The 17211-nt window shown below is 44.8% G+C and carries 12 protein-coding genes; 6 read left to right on the top strand and 6 right to left on the bottom strand.

The features are described from left to right. Positions 1-21: 21 nt before the first annotated feature. Both ACJJI3_RS15340 and ACJJI3_RS15345 read right to left on the bottom strand, forming a co-directional pair. Entirely contained in the window at positions 22-1989 is a 1968-nt protein-coding gene (locus ACJJI3_RS15340; RefSeq protein WP_444940194.1) for a ShlB/FhaC/HecB family hemolysin secretion/activation protein, read from the bottom strand. 83 nt (positions 1990-2072) lie between these two features. Continuing rightward, positions 2073-4694 (bottom strand): bifunctional serine/threonine-protein kinase/formylglycine-generating enzyme family protein, encoded by a 2622-nt coding sequence (locus ACJJI3_RS15345; protein WP_444940195.1) that lies wholly within the window; start codon positions 4692-4694, stop codon positions 2073-2075. 589 nt (positions 4695-5283) lie between these two features. On the opposite strand from ACJJI3_RS15345, the gene ACJJI3_RS15350 reads away from it, so the two are divergent. From ACJJI3_RS15350 to ACJJI3_RS15375, 6 genes are all read left to right on the top strand, one after another. Further along, positions 5284-5772 (top strand): Hcp family type VI secretion system effector, encoded by a 489-nt coding sequence (locus ACJJI3_RS15350; protein ID WP_444940196.1) that lies wholly within the window; start codon positions 5284-5286, stop codon positions 5770-5772. Between the two features lie 164 nt (positions 5773-5936). Continuing rightward, positions 5937-7844 carry a type VI secretion system Vgr family protein gene (locus tag ACJJI3_RS15355; RefSeq protein ID WP_444940197.1) on the top strand — a complete coding sequence of 636 codons (1908 nt, stop codon included), beginning with the start codon at positions 5937-5939 and terminating at the stop codon, positions 7842-7844. Between the two features lie 13 nt (positions 7845-7857). Continuing rightward, the gene (locus ACJJI3_RS15360; RefSeq protein WP_444940198.1) at positions 7858-8436 is read left to right on the top strand and encodes a DUF6931 family protein; all 579 of its coding nucleotides are present in this window, start codon (positions 7858-7860) and stop codon (positions 8434-8436) included. A gap of 3 nt (positions 8437-8439) precedes the next feature. After that, entirely contained in the window at positions 8440-8733 is a 294-nt protein-coding gene (locus ACJJI3_RS15365) for a PAAR domain-containing contractile injection system baseplate protein (RefSeq protein ID WP_413664124.1), read from the top strand. A 605-nt stretch (positions 8734-9338) separates the two neighbouring features. Beyond that, a complete protein-coding gene (locus ACJJI3_RS15370; protein WP_444940199.1) occupies positions 9339-9821 on the top strand; it encodes a DUF6795 domain-containing protein in 483 nt (160 codons plus the stop codon). 25 nt (positions 9822-9846) lie between these two features. Beyond that, positions 9847-11001, top strand: a complete 1155-nt coding sequence (locus tag ACJJI3_RS15375; protein ID WP_413664122.1) for a lipase family protein — start codon at positions 9847-9849, stop codon at positions 10999-11001. 99 nt (positions 11002-11100) lie between these two features. Here the strand turns inward: ACJJI3_RS15375 and tssH are convergent, their stop codons facing one another. From tssH to tssE, 4 genes are read right to left on the bottom strand one after another with little or no spacing between them, the layout of a single operon-like run. Next, positions 11101-13770, bottom strand: coding sequence for a type VI secretion system ATPase TssH (gene tssH / locus ACJJI3_RS15380; RefSeq protein WP_444940200.1), 2670 nt, complete (start codon positions 13768-13770; stop codon positions 11101-11103). Positions 13771-13811: 41 nt separating this feature from the next. After that, on the bottom strand, positions 13812-14942 hold the full coding sequence (gene tssG / locus ACJJI3_RS15385) for a type VI secretion system baseplate subunit TssG (RefSeq protein ID WP_444940201.1): 1131 nt from the start codon (positions 14940-14942) through the stop codon (positions 13812-13814). Continuing rightward, positions 14906-16735 carry a type VI secretion system baseplate subunit TssF gene (gene tssF, locus ACJJI3_RS15390; RefSeq protein WP_444940202.1) on the bottom strand — a complete coding sequence of 610 codons (1830 nt, stop codon included), beginning with the start codon at positions 16733-16735 and terminating at the stop codon, positions 14906-14908. The genes tssG and tssF overlap by 37 nt, the downstream gene beginning before the upstream one ends. Continuing rightward, the gene (gene tssE / locus ACJJI3_RS15395; protein ID WP_444895421.1) at positions 16735-17208 is read right to left on the bottom strand and encodes a type VI secretion system baseplate subunit TssE; all 474 of its coding nucleotides are present in this window, start codon (positions 17206-17208) and stop codon (positions 16735-16737) included. The genes tssF and tssE overlap by 1 nt, the downstream gene beginning before the upstream one ends. Between the last annotated feature and the right edge of the window lie 3 nt (positions 17209-17211).

Genomic DNA, 17211 nt, shown 5'->3' on the forward strand with positions numbered 1-17211 from the left:
TATCTGGGAATTAATCTTTGTTTAATTATAAAAAACTGAAAAATCAGCGTAGACAGTAGGCTCGTCTTCGCCAATTGCAATATTCGTTAAAGAGGAGCTCGACTTGATAGGCCAAGCAACTGACACTTTGCTTGAAAAACTATCACTCCAATTCATTTTGAATAGCATTCCAGCTCCCGAAAATTTGGCCCAATCGTCTTCTAGGTTATTCTCATAATTATTGACATAGCCATATCCAACGTCCGCAATAAATGCAACCTGGAGAATATCATTCAAACGTTGATTAAAGAGAATTGGATTAATCATCTCGGGAAAATTCACATACCATTCCGCAGATAAAACTGCTCCCATATCTGCAGAAAAATCTCTTGCGGAGAAGGCTCGGACAGAGTTTGCGCCTCCTAGCGATAACTGCTCAAAGCCCGGCAAGTTACTCTCACTGTATTGGGCCCTGCTTTTTAAAATCAACCTTGAATGATCTTCCATAAAAGGCATAGGTATAAACACTAGGGAACTAGTATTTATCGCTAACTTAGTAAAATTCTCTCCACGCCCTGCTTCCACAGTATTTTGGTGCTCACCATATTGCACAGTAGCATTCAATATATTAAGCATTGAAAGGAAGCCGTTAGAGAGACTATCCATATAAAGGCCAATCTCTCCGGCGTAGATATGATCATTGGTAAAATCGAGCGCAAGATCAGATTCAAGGTCTGACTCTTTTTCAGTCAAACCCAAGGAGCCGGTCAAATTAAATCCGCGGGAGCGTCTAAATTTATGATCTAAAGAAATCCCATAGCTCTTATTAACACCAGAGATGTTCAGCAGGTTAATTACATCGCCATCATCTTCTTCATTAGCAAGCTCAAATTTATTGTGATCAGCAGATATCTGCAACCTGGTACGAGGACCAAACAGCGGAAAACTATATGTAAACTGACCAAGATCAGAGCCATAATAACTGTTAGAGCCTGGATTTGATTTTAAATACCCTAAAGTTAATGCATCACCAATACCCAAAGGATTTAACCAGTCTACAGTCGTATAAACCCTTTCACTACCGGTATACAGGGAACCGTGATTATCGGCCCTTAATGAAGCCCGCCAGGAATCCGATTCACGTACTTTCAAGTTAAGTTTGGTTTCACCTGGGTTATCGCCTGCACTAAAGTATCCAGTAACATTTAATCCAGGCAAATCATTTAAGAGATACAAGCCCTCTTCAATACTCTCATGATTAACCAGTTCGCCCCGTTGTGCCTCAAAAGGTTCAGCTAATTTTTCTTCCTTATAAGCCTCATTATCTTCTGCGACAATCTGCCCCAACAAGCCCTCTTGGACAGTCAGAGTAACCACTCCATTCTCTACATCCTGAGCGGGGATTTGAACCTGGGCCAAAAACAGCCCCTGGCGACGATAAAAGCTGGTTAGCTCGGCTGCAATTTCTTCAAGATCACCATAACTCAAGCCGCGTTCTTTATTTTGTTTTTCTATCACGCTTACGAGCTTTTTAAGCTCAGCTGGCCCTAGTCCCCCAGGGTTAAACTGGGCCTTCATATGATCAAGTAGTAGCGCCAGTTCTTCCAGATTCTCAACTGTATAACCGCTTGCGAGGATTTTATCCTCTTTCATAAATTTCACTCTAAGCTCTTCGGCCATTTCCTCAACAGCTTCACGAGAAATACCGAACTCTGGGTATTCCTCTAAACGGTGAAATTTAAACTCCTTAACAGTAATTCTTGGACCTTGGTTACGCTGCGATACCTCTGGAATCTCGGTATTTAAGTTGGGGTCATCAGCTTCATACGTACGCTGTAAAAAATCTTTAGTGATATCTACTTCATTAATAGTAGGTGTCGTCTGGTCAAAGGCATCTCTGACGCGACTACGGAAGCTGGACCCCTCGTCCTGGGCAAAAGCCGGCAATTGCGATACAAGCAAACCAGCACCTATTAAAAATGCCAGCTTACTCTTTTCTAGGCCAAGCATATTTCCCCCAAGTAAATTAATATCTTAATCTTCATGCTAATCAGCAGTTACTTCACTTAAATACCTGCCAACAGTTATTTCACTCAATTAACATCCCTAACAACACGAAAACCTGTGAATTCATCTGGCTGTCCACTGTGAAGCTTTTTAGTGGTTGCCAGGCAGCGGCTCATTGGGTCAATACGGCTACCGCCAAGAGCCAGTAATTCACCATCTGTACCACGCCCCCATTCCTGGACATTGCCAACGGCATTAAGTAGGCCAAAGCCATTGGATGAGCCGGCATTAGCAGGAACTAATTCAGCCCCTTTTTCAATACCTCCATACTTTAGGTGGCAATTTCGGTCAGCGACTTCATCTTCCCCCCTAACGCTGGCGGCCGCAAACCACTCCTGCTCAGTGGGCAAGCGATACCGATAACCGGTCTCATCACTGAGCCAACTAAGGAAAGCTTCCGCAGTTTCCAGGGAGAGTTTATTTGCAGGGAAGCCAGAAGCAATTGGGGCCTCTTCTTCACACTGACCAGCGATCATGCAAAACTGAGCTAGCTCCGCAGCGCTCACCTCGTACTTTCCAACCGCCAAAGGTCTGCCACTCAGCCCCTTAATCACCACCATTGTCGGCCCCTTACTACCATCGGCCAAACGGTCTTGGCAACTGTAACGATCCCCTCTTCGGCCACTTCCCGGTACCAAGTGTCCGCAAAAGTCTAACTTAAACTCCTTCAGTGGCTGATACGTAGGAAGCAGTGCCCTAAATTGATCCACCAAGTCTTCCGTCTGTAGCGGATCTTTAGTGCCTAAACTAGAAGCACAGTTTAATAGCTCCGCTCCAATCACCGGGCGAATCTTCCGCGCCTTTGAACTATCAAGCTTTGCCAAGCGAGCCAACTGTGCACCAACAGAAGGAACACTCATAGTAAAGCCACATGTAAGCGCAACTTCCATATCATCGAGCACAGCATCAATCTGTTGTTGCTTTTGCGCAGCCAGGCGGCGACGCTCTGCCCGCTCTTCCGCCAGTCGGATACGCTCGGCTTCACGCTCTTCAGCAATCCGCTCCGCTTCAAGGCGAGCGCGCAGATTCTCTCTATCATTCGCCAGTTGAGTTTTGATAGCCTCAGCTTCTTTAGACTCACCATACCAGTTGGCCACCCCCGCCAGCATGACATCGGCCTGATCGAGGTTACCCAGGTTTAACTGACCGGTTGCAGCAGCCAGGAAAAGCTCTGATACCTGGCGACGAGAAGAACCCAGGAACTCTTTATCCGCAGGGTTCAGCTCAGAGTACTCCTCTAACTCCAGCTGAAGGTCTCGCTCCCAGGCTGGGGTCAAAATACTCAGGCCAATCAAGCGAGTGATGGCCTCTTTCTTATCAGCAATACGCCTGGCCAATAGCTCCTGTTCGTGCTTGCGTTCGAGCTCGATTCTGACTCGCTCTTGCTCTACAGCATTTTGCTGCTGCAGATGGCCATAACCCACTACAGCACCGCCCAACACCATGACAAACGCACTGCCTAGTACCCACTTCCAGGCATGGCTAACAAAGAACGCCTGTACAAACTTCTCTACGGTACTGGTGCGGTTTTCGCGCTTTAGTTCGAGTGCTGACTCAAGTGCGCGCCACTGCCTGCGATTAAGCCCTTTGATCCGCTTGGGCCGCAGGCCCTGCTCCATGGCCTTATCGGCAGGTGTCTTGTCATAAGGGTGGCGCCCGCAGAATAGTTCGTAGGCAACACAACCCAACGCAAATACATCATCACTCGGTGCCGGTTCAGCTCCCTTGAGCATCTCAAGGCTCGCATATGCCGGAGTCAGGGCTCCGAGAGTGCCAGCGTCAAATACTGTCGTTTCGCCAGCTTTATTTGCGATTCCCCCTTCAGAAACAGCTCGGGCAATACCGAAGTCAAATACTTTTGCACCTTTCTTATTGGTGACAAAAATATTGCCTGGCTTAAAGTCCGAGTGAACAATTTTATGGGAGTGGGCATATATCAGGGCTTGGGAGATATCCCAAAATACCGAGCGGGCACGCTCAGGCTCCAACCCAACATCGGCATGATCGCGCAACAACTTGTCCAATGGAGCACCCTCAAGGAACTCCATTGTCATAAATACGCGATCTCCATCGCGGTCAAAATCGTAAACCGTTACGATATTAGGGTGAGCAAGCGTTTGTGACTTGCGCGCTTCCCGCTGGAGAGAAATAAAAGCATCGGGGTGCTTTTGGAAATCATCATTAAGCAGCTTGATAGCGACATAGGGCTCGCTGTCACTGGCTTCTAATTTACGGCGGTCAAGGGCTTTGTAAACTGCCCCCATCCCCCCAACACCCAGGAGTTTGTCAAGCTCAAATCGACCTTTGATTACAGTTTTGGTCACTGCATTTGAGCCAGAAGCTTCAAAGGGTTCAGGTATTACTGCCGAATCGGCAGAAACTCCACCCAAAACTTCATTGGTCCCAGCCCCACTTCCCATCCGATTAGGATTAGGGGAAGGCGCAAAGACAGTAGCATCTGAGCTAAAGCTGGCAGCAGCCGAAGGGATTACCGGTTGGGCACCTTTAACCGGGGGGTGATCATTTGCTCCAGTCTTATCCTGCTGCACAACAACGGTGATATCACCATCTTCTGTCAGCCCGCTGGTTGATTGGCCTGAGCCCGGCGGAGTGTCACTCGGCCGAACAATACGCGTCTTATCGTTCAATTCCGCCTCCATGGGAAACCATTACGACACATCCAAATCCGCAAAAACTTTGTTATTGATCTAATGGGCAAGGCAATATAGTAGGGTGCGAAGTATATCGAACAGCCTATGTGGCAACAATGAATCAATATTCAAATAAATTTGCCTTAACACGCCATCAAACTATTATTTTGATCCAGCCCCCGAAAACACTGAGTATCGCTCCGATATAAGGCTGAATTACATATTATTACAAAGCAAGCTTATCAAAAAAATACCGGTAAATGCTTTCAAATAGATATTTGACTGTCAATCAATATCCATGACTCAAACCACTTATTTATCCCCGTTAGAGATTTGTTAGTTTTTAGCAATATTAAATTAGTGTCAGAGTCAATTTGAGCAAACAGGCATAAATCGTAACGGCATAAAATCGCCTCTCGAAATTAGTGCCAGAGTCGATTAAATAACTCGAAAATTAGTTTGTTTTTAGCTTTCTCTTTGTTTAAATCATCACAGTTGCCACCGCGACGACCACCTGAACTACTGCGAATCGCGGTGGTAAGGGATTAACCACCAACATCACACGCCAAATAATGAGGGACATCCCATGGCTATTTACATGAACTTCAACAACAAAGCCATCAAAGGCAATGTTACTGCTTCTGGCTACGAGGACTGGATCGAAATTGACAGCTTCAACTTCGGTGTTGGCCGCGGCATTACCATGGAAGCTGGCGCTATGTCAAACCGCGAAGCTTCTCGTCCGAGCCTGAGCGAAGTAAGCTTCACCAAGCGCATCGACGCTGCTTCCGGCGGTCTGTTCAAATCCTCTGTAACTGGTGACGAAGGTGTTACCGTTGAGATCCACGTAGTACAAACCGGTGCTAACTCTGTAGAGAAGTACGCTGTTTACAAACTGGAAAACACCCTGATTTCCTCCTATAGCATCGGTGCTTCCGCTGGTGGCGCTCCGGCTGAGTCTGTATCCCTGAGCTACGCTAAAATCGAAGCGGACCTCAACCACGCAGACAAGACCAACAAGAACCCCAAGAATATGCGTGTTGGATACGACCTGGAAACAGCCAAGCCGCTGTAAGCCAGCAGAATCTGATCTGCATATACAATGGTCTGCAGGAAATTCTGCAGACCATTATTTAGCAGTTATTTAGCTGAGCGCTTATTGAGTTTTCAGCTAAATAACTGAATGTATAATAACTAGTACTATTCTCCAAGGCACCGTAGGGATAGTAGGGGCTGCCCATGACTACATTAAATCAAGATAGAAGACTGATTAAAGTCGACAGCCCGCTCGGCACGGATGCGGTAATCGCTACCAGCCTGCAAGGCGAAGAGCATATATCCAAACTCTTCCGCTATGAACTTCAGCTCCTATCCGATGACCATGCAATAAGCCAGAAAGATATCGTCGGCAAGGCTGTTACAGTTTCTGTGCACCACTCAGAAACTCCTCGCTATATCAATGGTTACGTTACTCAACTGTCTCTGCGCGATGTTAACGCTGAGGGAGTGCGAAGTTATAGCGCCACAATTCAACCTGGCCTTTGGTTTACCAGCCTTGGGGGCTCCAACAGAATTTTTGAAAAGAAATCTGCTAAACAGATTCTTGAAGAAGTTTTGGGCGAGTACAGCAAAGTTATAAAGCTAAGCGTTAAATTAAATGCTGAATACATAACTCGTGAATATTGCGTGCAGTTTGATGAAAGCGATTTTGAATTCATCAATCGCCTTATGGCTGAAGAGGGTATCTCCTATTACTTCAAGCACTCAAATGGGCAACACGAACTTGTACTTTGTGATGATAGCCAGGATTTCTATGACTGTGAAAGCGAACAGATAGAGTACGATGGGAGCGGCAGTCATCCGACAAAAAATACTGTAAGTAGCTGGCAGCGAAATTTCAATTATCATGGTGGCGGATTTGAACTGAAAGATTATTGTGAGTTCACCGCAACAAAAGATAATAAACAGCAAGTTAAAACTACCAGCCAACTGAATGATGTCAGTAATTACATGCGCGGCCTTTATGGGCTAAACCATTTCCAGGCTGACGGTGAAAATAAGCATAAATTCACAGATAGCTACCATAAGGCTCTCGCCGAGCGTTCAATGGAAGCGCAAGAAGCTTTATTTGATGTGAGCCATGGGCGCAGTGACTGCCCCTCATTCACAGCGGGCGGCCGTTTTAATTTTGACCACACAATATCGTCAGAGAAAGGGAAGTACCTGATTACTTCCGTCCATATCTCTGCTACAGACGGCAATAGTGCGGAAACACATTTCCACAATACTTTCAGTTGTATTCCGTCATCAGTAACTCCAAGACCTGAGCCAAATATTTTTGCGAAGAAAGTACACTCTCCGCAAGTCGCACGCGTTCTTGAAGTTAAGGCCACCACTTCTGACAGTTCACAAGACCCCTACACCCAAATCAAAGTCAAGTTCCCATGGAATTCACAGCAGAACAGCTGTTGGGTACGGGTGATGCAGTCATTTGCCGGAAAAAACTGGGGCGCCAACTTTGTCCCCAGAGTCAATCAAGAAGTTATTGTTACTTATATTAATGGTGATCCAGACAGACCGCTTATAACCGGAGCCGTATATAACGGTGATAATCCGGGCCCCAATTATACTGCGACCCAAAGTGGCTGGAAAACTGAGTATGAAGGTAGCGCCTTTAACGAACTTCGGTTTGATGACAAAGGCGGAAGCGAAGAGCTTTATATGGAAGCCGGCAAAGACCATAACTTTATCGTCCATAATGACCAAACAGGTAAGATAGAGAACAAACAAACCCTTGAGGTTAAGCAAGACCGGACTATTACGGTTACCGATGGCAGTGAAGTTGTCACCATCTCAAAAGGTGATCAGAAACTCAATGTCAGTAAAGGCAATCAAGTTGTAACTATCGGGTCAGGAAATCACACACTCAAGGTCAGTAAAGGTTCTCAAACTACTGATGCAATGGGTGCAATTAAGATTTCCTCAAAAGCATCTATTGAATTAAAAGTCGGCGGTAGCAGTATTAAACTGACTCCAGCTGGTATCACCATCAAAGGAACAATGCTTTCCTGTAAGGGCGACGCTACTGCAGAAGTTAAAGGTGGCGGAATGCTGACCCTGAAAGGCGGCGTAACCATGATTAACTGATGGGGATATACCAATGACAGACCTCATTAAAGTAGAAGCTCTCACCGCAGATGAACTACTTAAGAATTTTGAAGTTAGTGACGAGGCAGAAGATCATCTGGTACCGGATACAGCACCAGAAGTCAGCATAAACCGCCTTGTGGAAGCGGGCCTATTTCCAGACGCGATCAAGTTGCTTGCTCATGGCCTACCAAAGCGGGAAGCCGTGTGGTGGGCTTGCCTCGCGGCCCGAGATATCCAAGGCCCTCAAACTGACGATGACAATGTAAATGCACTGAATGCAGCTGAAACTTGGGCAAAAAAACCCTGTGAGGAAGCCCGCTTACGCTGCAAACTATTCGGCGAAAAAACAAAACATAAAACTCCGGCGAGCTGGGCAGCTACGGCAGCGAGCTGGTGTCATGGGAGCTTAGCAGCCGAAGGTGAGCCGGTAGTAGAGCCGCCTGAGCACCTTTATGCTCATGCAGTCGCCGGCAGTGTTACCCTTGCTGCCGTGCTATCTGACCCAGTCGATCCCAATAAAAGGTTCATGCGCTATATGGAGCAAGGGCTCGATCTAGCACGAGGCGGAAACGGTAGGGTTGAGGGATAAACTATGGGTAAACCAGCTTCCCGTATTGGTGATATGCATGTATGCCCAATGGTCACCGGCACAGTACCCCATGTGGGTGGCCCAGTTGTAAGCCCAGGAGCACCCACCGTTATCATCGGTGGAATGCCTTCAGCAACCGTTGGTAGCACTTGTACTTGTGTTGGGCCGCCCGATACGGTCGCTATGGGAAGCACTACAGTAATGCTGCAAAAGAAACCTGCAGCAAGAATGGGAGACACCACAGGGCATGGTGGAAAAATAGTTATTGGTTGCCCTACAGTATTGATAGGTGGATAAAATAGGTCCATCCCGCGCGCTAACTAAGTTCGGTGTGTCGGCATAGATAAAATTGGAAACTGGTGTTATCCAATTAAGATCATCCCATATCTATGCTTAAGAGTACTCACACAAGTCCACTCTCATCGAGTGGGCATCTCTCTGCCACACCATATCCGCTGAATAAAGATAACGGCTTAAAATATAGGCCCTAGTACACAAGACAATACTTCTGTGTACTAAAAGTGACCTCCTCTTTTATTAGGATATTTAGCCGACCGCAATGGAGAAGCTAGCTATCTAACACAATTACTTTAAACCCAAAAATCGTTACTCGCATATTAATGCATGTCTTGCACGGACCTAGGAAAACCAACCTAAGAACCGGAAATATTAAACAACTTTATTCAGCTAAAAATAGCACAGAATTACCAATCAAATATAAATAATATGTTTATATAACCTACGGATCACTAATTAAAATATTTCACACAATAAATTTTCATTAACAATATATTTTCGCCGAGCCTTTATCAATGAACTTAACTTAGGGCCGAAATATAAGTAAAGATCACAACCAACCAGAAAATAATCACTTTAGCCAAAATGGCCAGAGGGTTTTTACCATGCAAAAGAAATATAAATTTAAATTATTTTTAATATCTTTTTTATTAATTGCCATATCACCTGGAGGGACTAACGCTATGGCTTCATTCAACCCCTTTAAAGCTTGTACATTTTCAGAAATGAAAATCAAGTTAACCCTAAATGGCGAGCCTGTATCAGGGGCTAAGATCACACGCTCCATACAATGGCAAAAAGAATGGATAGATACATTTACATCCGATGAGGATGGAGTAGCAATTCTTCCATCCAAATTTGCTAACTCTTTAACACAAGTATTGCCTGTTGAGTTTGTGTCTGCCCAGAAAATTACAGTTGAGCATAATGATCATTCCTACAAAATCTGGGTATACGCAAAAAGACACCCGGAAGAAAACTCAGAACTTGATGGAAAGCCCTTTAACTTAACTTGTGAACTTTCAGACGAATTACAACTAGAAGAGGTTTTTGATTCATATTTAAAAACCTCCTGCAAATTTACCTAAACTAAGAAACAAGGATGGCAACACTATGCTCAGCCCAAAATACAGCGCTAAACTTGCTGCTGACACATATCTTGTTAAAGAACCTAATACCCGGGAACTTTTCTTTGATGCCTATAAAGATGATTTTGAAATTGATGAAGAATTGTCAAGCAAATTCAATGGGGAAGCCGGCGCTCTTGTCCTAATAAAAAGTACAGACACAAGAGGCATAGTACTTTCGGGAAAAAAACAATATAAAGGACAAGCTTTTGTAAGCATACTAGGTACTGACAGCCTATATGATGTATTAACAGACCTAAATGCTGGTGTGAAAAGATTTCATACTGGGGGGGCTGTCCATCAAGGTTTTTTTTATACTTTTGAATCTTTTTTACCTAAACTGGAAAACTTTGCTCGAAATCTTCCAAAAGACATTCATACGATCCATTGCGTTGGACACAGCCTTGGTGGTGCATTAGCAACTCTTGCTGCAGACTGGCTTTCATCACATACAGGTAAATCTGTAAAGCTGTATACATTTGGCAGCCCTCGAGTGGGACTTGATCACTTCGCCAGTGGCTGCAAAAGGAAACTGAAGGCTGAGAATATTTATCGCGTTTATCATCGTGCTGATCCTGTTCCTATGGTGCCTACCTGGCCATTTATCCACGTTCCAAATGGTGGGACTGGAGACTTTGAACTGCCAACCCCGAGCCTCAACCCAGGAACAAACCATAGCAGTAAGACTTATATAAAGTCTGTTTCTCCCAACGGAACAGGTCTGGATTGGGATGATGTAAAACTCAGAAAACCTAAAGGTAGCCTAGAAAAAAGTGTTGAAGCATGGTTGAGATCTGATGGTATTCTCTCACTAACTATGAATACGGCCTGGATAGCTGGGGAGGCATTGCTTTGGGTGCTCAAGAAGATCACTCATCTTGCAGGAATTTCTTTAATCGTGACCGGTGGGACAACCTTTACACTTCTAGATAGACTTGCAATATTTCTACACAAAGCTTACCAGATTAGTAAGGATATCTCTTTTTGGATTTTGCGACTTATCCGTAGGCTGGCACAACTGATCGGACTTACTATTGTTGAAGGTACTGATATCACGGTTTCCTTTATTCGTATGGTATTTCTACGTATGCACCGCGCTGTTTCTGACTTAGTAATGAGGGCAGGAAGACCAAACCAGTAATTATTTCTTAAGACCAGTTGTATCTATATGGTTATTAGTGGTACCAAGCCCAGCAATGATTTTTTTATTAATATCACAGCCGGGCTTATATACAATTCTCTATTCTACTGTGTAACTAAAGTCCCCTTCTTCCGTTGCGGATACTTTAATTGCTTTCACTTCTTCACCGCGCGCCATTTTATCCAAACATTCACTAGCCAACTCCGGCAATAATGTTTTGTTCAGAATAACTTCAATATTACGAGCACCTGTATCAGCTTCGTGACAACGAGCAACAATGTTAATCAAAACATCCTCGTCATAGCTAAAGGAAGCTCCGTAATGCTCGTGAACGCGCTTTTCAATCTTACGCATATTGATTCTGCAAATCTCTACCAGATTCTCATCATCGAGAGGGTAATAAGCAATCACATTTGCTCGACCGAGGAAAGCAGGCTTGAATTTTTGTAGCAGATGTGGGCGGATATTGTCCATCAATACATCTGGCTCGGGCTTTTCTTCTACCTGATTGAAGATAGCTCTAATTGCATCCTCGCCTGCATTGGAGGTCATAATTATTACGGTATTCTTGAAGTCGATATCCCTTCCTTCACCGTCTTTAATGGTCCCCTTGTCAAACAGGTTATAGAAAACATCCTGTACACCTGGGTGGGCTTTTTCCATCTCATCCAATAAGATTACTGAATAAGGCTTACGGCGTGCAGCTTCGGTAAGAACACCGCCCTCTCCGTAGCCGACATAGCCGGGAGGAGAGCCCAAAAGCATAGATACTTTATGCTCTTCCTTGAATTCAGCCATATTGATGGTCGTGATATTTTGCTCACCACCAAATAGCTCGTCAGCCAAGGCAAGCGCGGTCTCTGTTTTACCTACACCGCTAGTACCACAGAACATAAACACACCCACCGGTTTACGTGGGTCTGTCAAGCCTGCTCGAGAAGTGCGAATTGCCTGAGCTACAGCCTCAATAGCATGAGGTTGGCCAATAACACGCTTATTCAGGCGCTCTGCCAACGTCTTCACAGCAATGATTTCATCGCTAACCATCTTACCGACAGGAATTCCAGTCCAGTTGGCAACTACTGCGGCAATAGCCTGCTCATCAACAGCTGGCTGCATTAACGGGGTATCCCCTTGGATAACTTCCAAGTCCGCAGTTAATGTTTTGAGCTGTTGCTGATAGTCGGCTAATAAGGCCTCGTCGGGTGTATCTTCACCTTCACCACCTTGGGCCTTCATAAACTCTACATCGATCTGATCGCGGAGTTGCTGAATCTGTCCGATTAGCTCATTCTCTTTAAGTAATTGCTGTTCGAGAACTTCCAAACGCTTTTCTTCGGAAGCTTTAAACTCTTTTAGCTCTGCCAGTTGCTCCTCATGCTCACCCATTGCTGCGTTTTCACGCTCAAGTTTAGCCAGAGTAGTATTAGTGCGATCAATATTGATACGAGCATCTTCAATCGCCCCAGGAGTAGCAGACTGGCTAAGAGCGACGCGCGCGCAGGCCGTATCCAGTAAGCTAACCGACTTATCTGGCAATTGGCGCCCGGGAATATAACGATGAGATAACTTTACCGAAGCTATGATAGCTTCATCCAGAATGCGTACTTTATGGTGCTCCTCCAGCGAGGTTGCGATACCACGCATCATATCAATCGCGTTGCTCTCATCAGGCTCTTCCACTTTTACTACCTGGAATCTACGGGTCAAAGCAGGATCGCGTTCAAAATACTTCTTATATTCCGCCCAGGTTGTGGCAGCTAAAGTACGCAATTCACCACGAGCCAGTGCAGGTTTCAGGAGATTAGCCGCATCCCCCTGCCCCTCTTTACCGCCCGCGCCAATCATGGTGTGCGCTTCATCAATAAATAGAATAATTGGCGTTGCAGATGCTCGCACTTCTGAAATTACAGACTTTAAGCGGTTTTCAAACTCACCTTTTACACTGGCGCCAGCCTGAAGAAGTCCCAAGTCAAGCGTGCGTACGGCTACACCGCGCAATGGCTCAGGTACATCACCACTAGCTATTCGAAGAGCAAAGCCTTCAACGACGGCAGTTTTACCAACACCTGCTTCACCAGTCAGGATCGGATTATTTTGACGCCGGCGAGTTAAGATATCGATACATTGGCGTATTTCCTCATCACGACCAAGTACAGGGTCAATCTCTCCCTTCTTCGCTCTTTCAGTTAGGTTGATTGTATATTTGTCCAAAGCTGGAGCTTTAGAAGCAGCTGCAGCAACTGCAGCTGCGCCATCATCCATATCCGCCGTAGCGCTAATATGGCTAGACTCTCCACTTTGTCCAAACATTGCACGAGCAGTTTCGCGAATCGATTCTGGAGCTATCTCTTTCAGTTCTGGGCAGGATTCTAAAATCTGGCGACGAGAAGTTTCTTCCAGTAAAAGCGCAGCCAAAAAGTGTCCGGAACTGATTGCTCTATGTCCATAATCAATAGAAGCCAGCATCCAAGCATTCTTCGCTGCTTCTACGATAGTTGGGGACAGGGCTGGTGGACGGCTGCTGCCGGCCCGAAATCCAGCAATCGCTGTAGCCAGCTGCTTGGCAAAATTTGCTGGATTACAGTCGTGTTTTTCCAACAGATGGTAAAGGTCAGTATCAGACTGATCCAAAAGTTTCAGTAACCAATGCTCTAATTCAACATTGTACTGGTTCTGTGACAGACAAAGCCCAGCAGCGCCCTCTAGTGAGTCACGCATATGCGGAGTCATGGTATCAACCAATCGCTTCAAATCGATATTGATCACGTTGAATATCCTTTCCTAAATAATAATATTGTTAATTTTACTTATGCAGCAGGTAAAGCTTCATCAGGTGAAATATTGTCTGCACTTAAGGTTATTTGTACTAACCTTTCACCATCTTGTTCACTAGCCATGTGAGTATTCCATCCCAGTAAAGGTTCATTCTCAGCTTTTCTATTTAGCTGGATAGGTGCTACCTGGCTGGTTGAAAGCGTCACCGACAACTCAAAATCCAATTCAATACCAGCACTAAAGCGAATAAACTCCTTAAGCGATTCCAACTTTTTCGTACCCGGAGCAATAGTCATAAATTGCTCATAAGGCATTGACTCAATAATTACCTGAAATTTATTCTGGGCTTGGAAGCAGTGCGTACCCAGAATGGTATTTACTCCCAAGCAATTATTAATACCCTTCGGCACCTGAGCACTAGGCAGTCGGCACAAGATATCATCCGGTAACTCATCCCACTGTCCCTGGAATTGTTCAATGCTTACCGTTAAATCAAAATAATGCTTGATCATGCTGGATAAAGCGGTAGCGGAACAACGTCCACTGGAAAGGTGTCCTCCCATTCCAACTAGTGCTTCATCCGGTATCGGCATTCGATAGCGCATTTCATTTGTACCAAGCCCTGCAAGGGACGCAAGAGCCTGGGTAAGCTTGTCTGGCTCTCGAGAATTCTGCAGGCGTTGCCGCTCATAATTCACAGGCAACTGGTATTTATGCCAAGCTTGATAAAAAAGGGAAATACTTCTGTGATTAAACATATCCAGAAAATCACGCAGTGCCGTATTGTTCTCCCTAAGCTCCCTCTGCACTAACTCTGTCAGGTAATAGGGCATCACCCCCTGACTACCGATTAACCCTGTAAAACCCACCTCCATATGCCACTGATGAGTCTCATTTTCATCGGGCTCTTCATGTTCAACGCTTTTCTTCTCTAGACGTAAAACATCCGAGCTAACAAAAGACAACCCAGATTGAGCACTAAACCGAATCAGCTCTTTAGTCGGAGGGGCAGCGCTCGCTATAGGTTCTTTACTGAAACCTGTACCTGCCAGATGTACTGCACGCTCTACCAGCCTTACCGCTTGAAAAAAATCAAAGTTATAAGGCTCTCGGCGTAAACGCTCAATTACAGTAAAGCTTTTTCGCCGGCGCGAGGTGGCCATCGCTTCAACTCCCCATCTCGACCACTCATAGTGGCAATCAGTTTTGTAAATGAATTAATTGAACAGTATAAGCCCAGGAAACGCTCTATGATGCTAGCAAATAACAATGGACTTGTTCCTGTTAACATCATGGAATCAAGTTCAATCTCAACTTCTGTGCCGCGACATAAAACTACACTTTGATCAATCTGAATCGGAGCAGTAACCGGTTTAGTATTAAGCTTTAATAATGACTCGATTAAATTACGCGTACTAGCAGAGTCACGGAAGTCATAAAGCCTAAAAATTTCTTTTAACGCATTACATCCCTCTGCACCTGATAGAGAAAGATGATTTAAGTTAAGGTGAGAAATTAACCTCCAATACCCTCGCTCTCGTCGAGGCGGTCGTATAGTTGCTGTTGGGGAAACCACACAACTAATTCGGCTAACTGGCAAATCACCGTCAACAACCTCTAAATAAGGCTGGGCGCTACCACTAGGTAATTTTTTGGCTAGATTTCGATTACAGCAGGTTAACTTAATATCTAATGTCTGATCACTAATTCTATGCGGGTTAAAATCCAGATCGACTAAGCTTATATCAATCTCAGATGCTTGTTCATTCCGATGCTCTCCTTCGATCACATCTCTGCGACGACTAAACCAAAAGGCAGATTGATCAGCATGATGTTGACTGTGTCGAATTCCATAGAAAGGCCGGTAACTGGTTGTCTCTCCATCACCATTAGTTGCCGCAACTTCATCCACTGAGTATATTTCTAAGCCATCACTTCTACGAGCATCAGGGACCACATGGTAACTATACTGCGAGTGATTAAGCGGAATAGGATCTGCACTTTGTTTAAATAAATTAACAACCGGAGCACAGCCCAAAGCAAACATGCTTGGAGAAATCTGTTTTTCTAACTCTTCATGAGTTTCGGATAAATAAAAATACAGATTTAACGTGTCGTCAAAGCTCTCATTTAGCGCCTCACCAATATTTAATATATCCAAGAAAAGGAACTTTTCCGGAAAAGCAAAATATTCAGTTAGGAGTCGATATCCTACGAATGCGGTATCAGGATATGGCAATAAACCCTCATCTGGACTTAGCCCCACTTGACATATTTCATCCGGAGAGAGAAAAGTTGGCTTTGGATCACTCTCCCCATTGGCAACAACCAACCTGACACACTTACTTAGTAGCAAGTCATATAAACTATAGATATGAGATGGTTGGCCACGAAGGAAAAAGCGGAGACTCTCAGGGTTTAGCTCAGAAAATTTTATGCTTGGGCTAAAAGTTTTAAGGGATAATTTTAAAACTGCATTAGCGCCCTGAATGTCATTACAGCCCGGAGCGATAAATGGCCTTGGCATCAGGGTGGCACTCACCGCCTGAAATGGGCAAATTTCTGCTGGATAACAAGTTGTAAAGCGGCAGGTTTGCCCTTGAAAGCTGTCACTTTCGAGTAAAGTCTTCGTTTCTACCCGGGTTATCGCATCCAAATCCTTTTCCGGTTCAAACTGAACAATGGCACAAGAGGGAATTGGACGAAGATAATGAGGATACAGAGTTTCCAGCATTGCATCCGTTAACTCCGGAAAATCATCACTCAGCTTTTGCTGCACCCGAGCATTCATGTAAGCGAAGCCGGACAACAGTCGCCCTACTAAAGGATCATCAACTGTATCTGCATCCAGCTGAAGTCGGGATGCGGCAGCTGGGTGCATCTTTGCAAATTCAGCAGAAGTTTGCTGAATGAATGCGAGCTCTCGCTCGTAGAGATCTATTAATTTTTCACTCATCACATAATCTCAGAGACATCCACCAGCTGGGTAACTGGGTTGAGTGCCGAATCAAATACAATAACTTCCGACGCTGGATTTACATGTAATACAGCTTCAACACGAAAGCGTATACTAGGATCTTCGACATCCACTTTGTCTTGGGTGGTTACTTTTACCGAACGTATTCTGGGCTCAAAATTTAAAATTGTTTTTTCAATATCTCGACAAAACTGTTTTCGGCTAGCGGCAGAGGAAAGATTGACTGTTGATAGGTCTGGTAACCCGTAGTTAATATTTGACTGCTCTAAACTTTCATGAGTTGAAGGTGCGGAAATACATTTAAATCTTGTATTGAACAAGTATTCCAAATCACGACGCACCCCTTCACGCAACTGCCTCAACACTTGATGGGATTGATGTACATCCAATTTACTAGATGATTGTAATAATCGATCCAATACCGGGGCCAATAATCGCTTTTCTCTAACCATAAT

It is taken from the genome of Microbulbifer maximicatervae (SeqCode) (assembly GCF_052466985.1).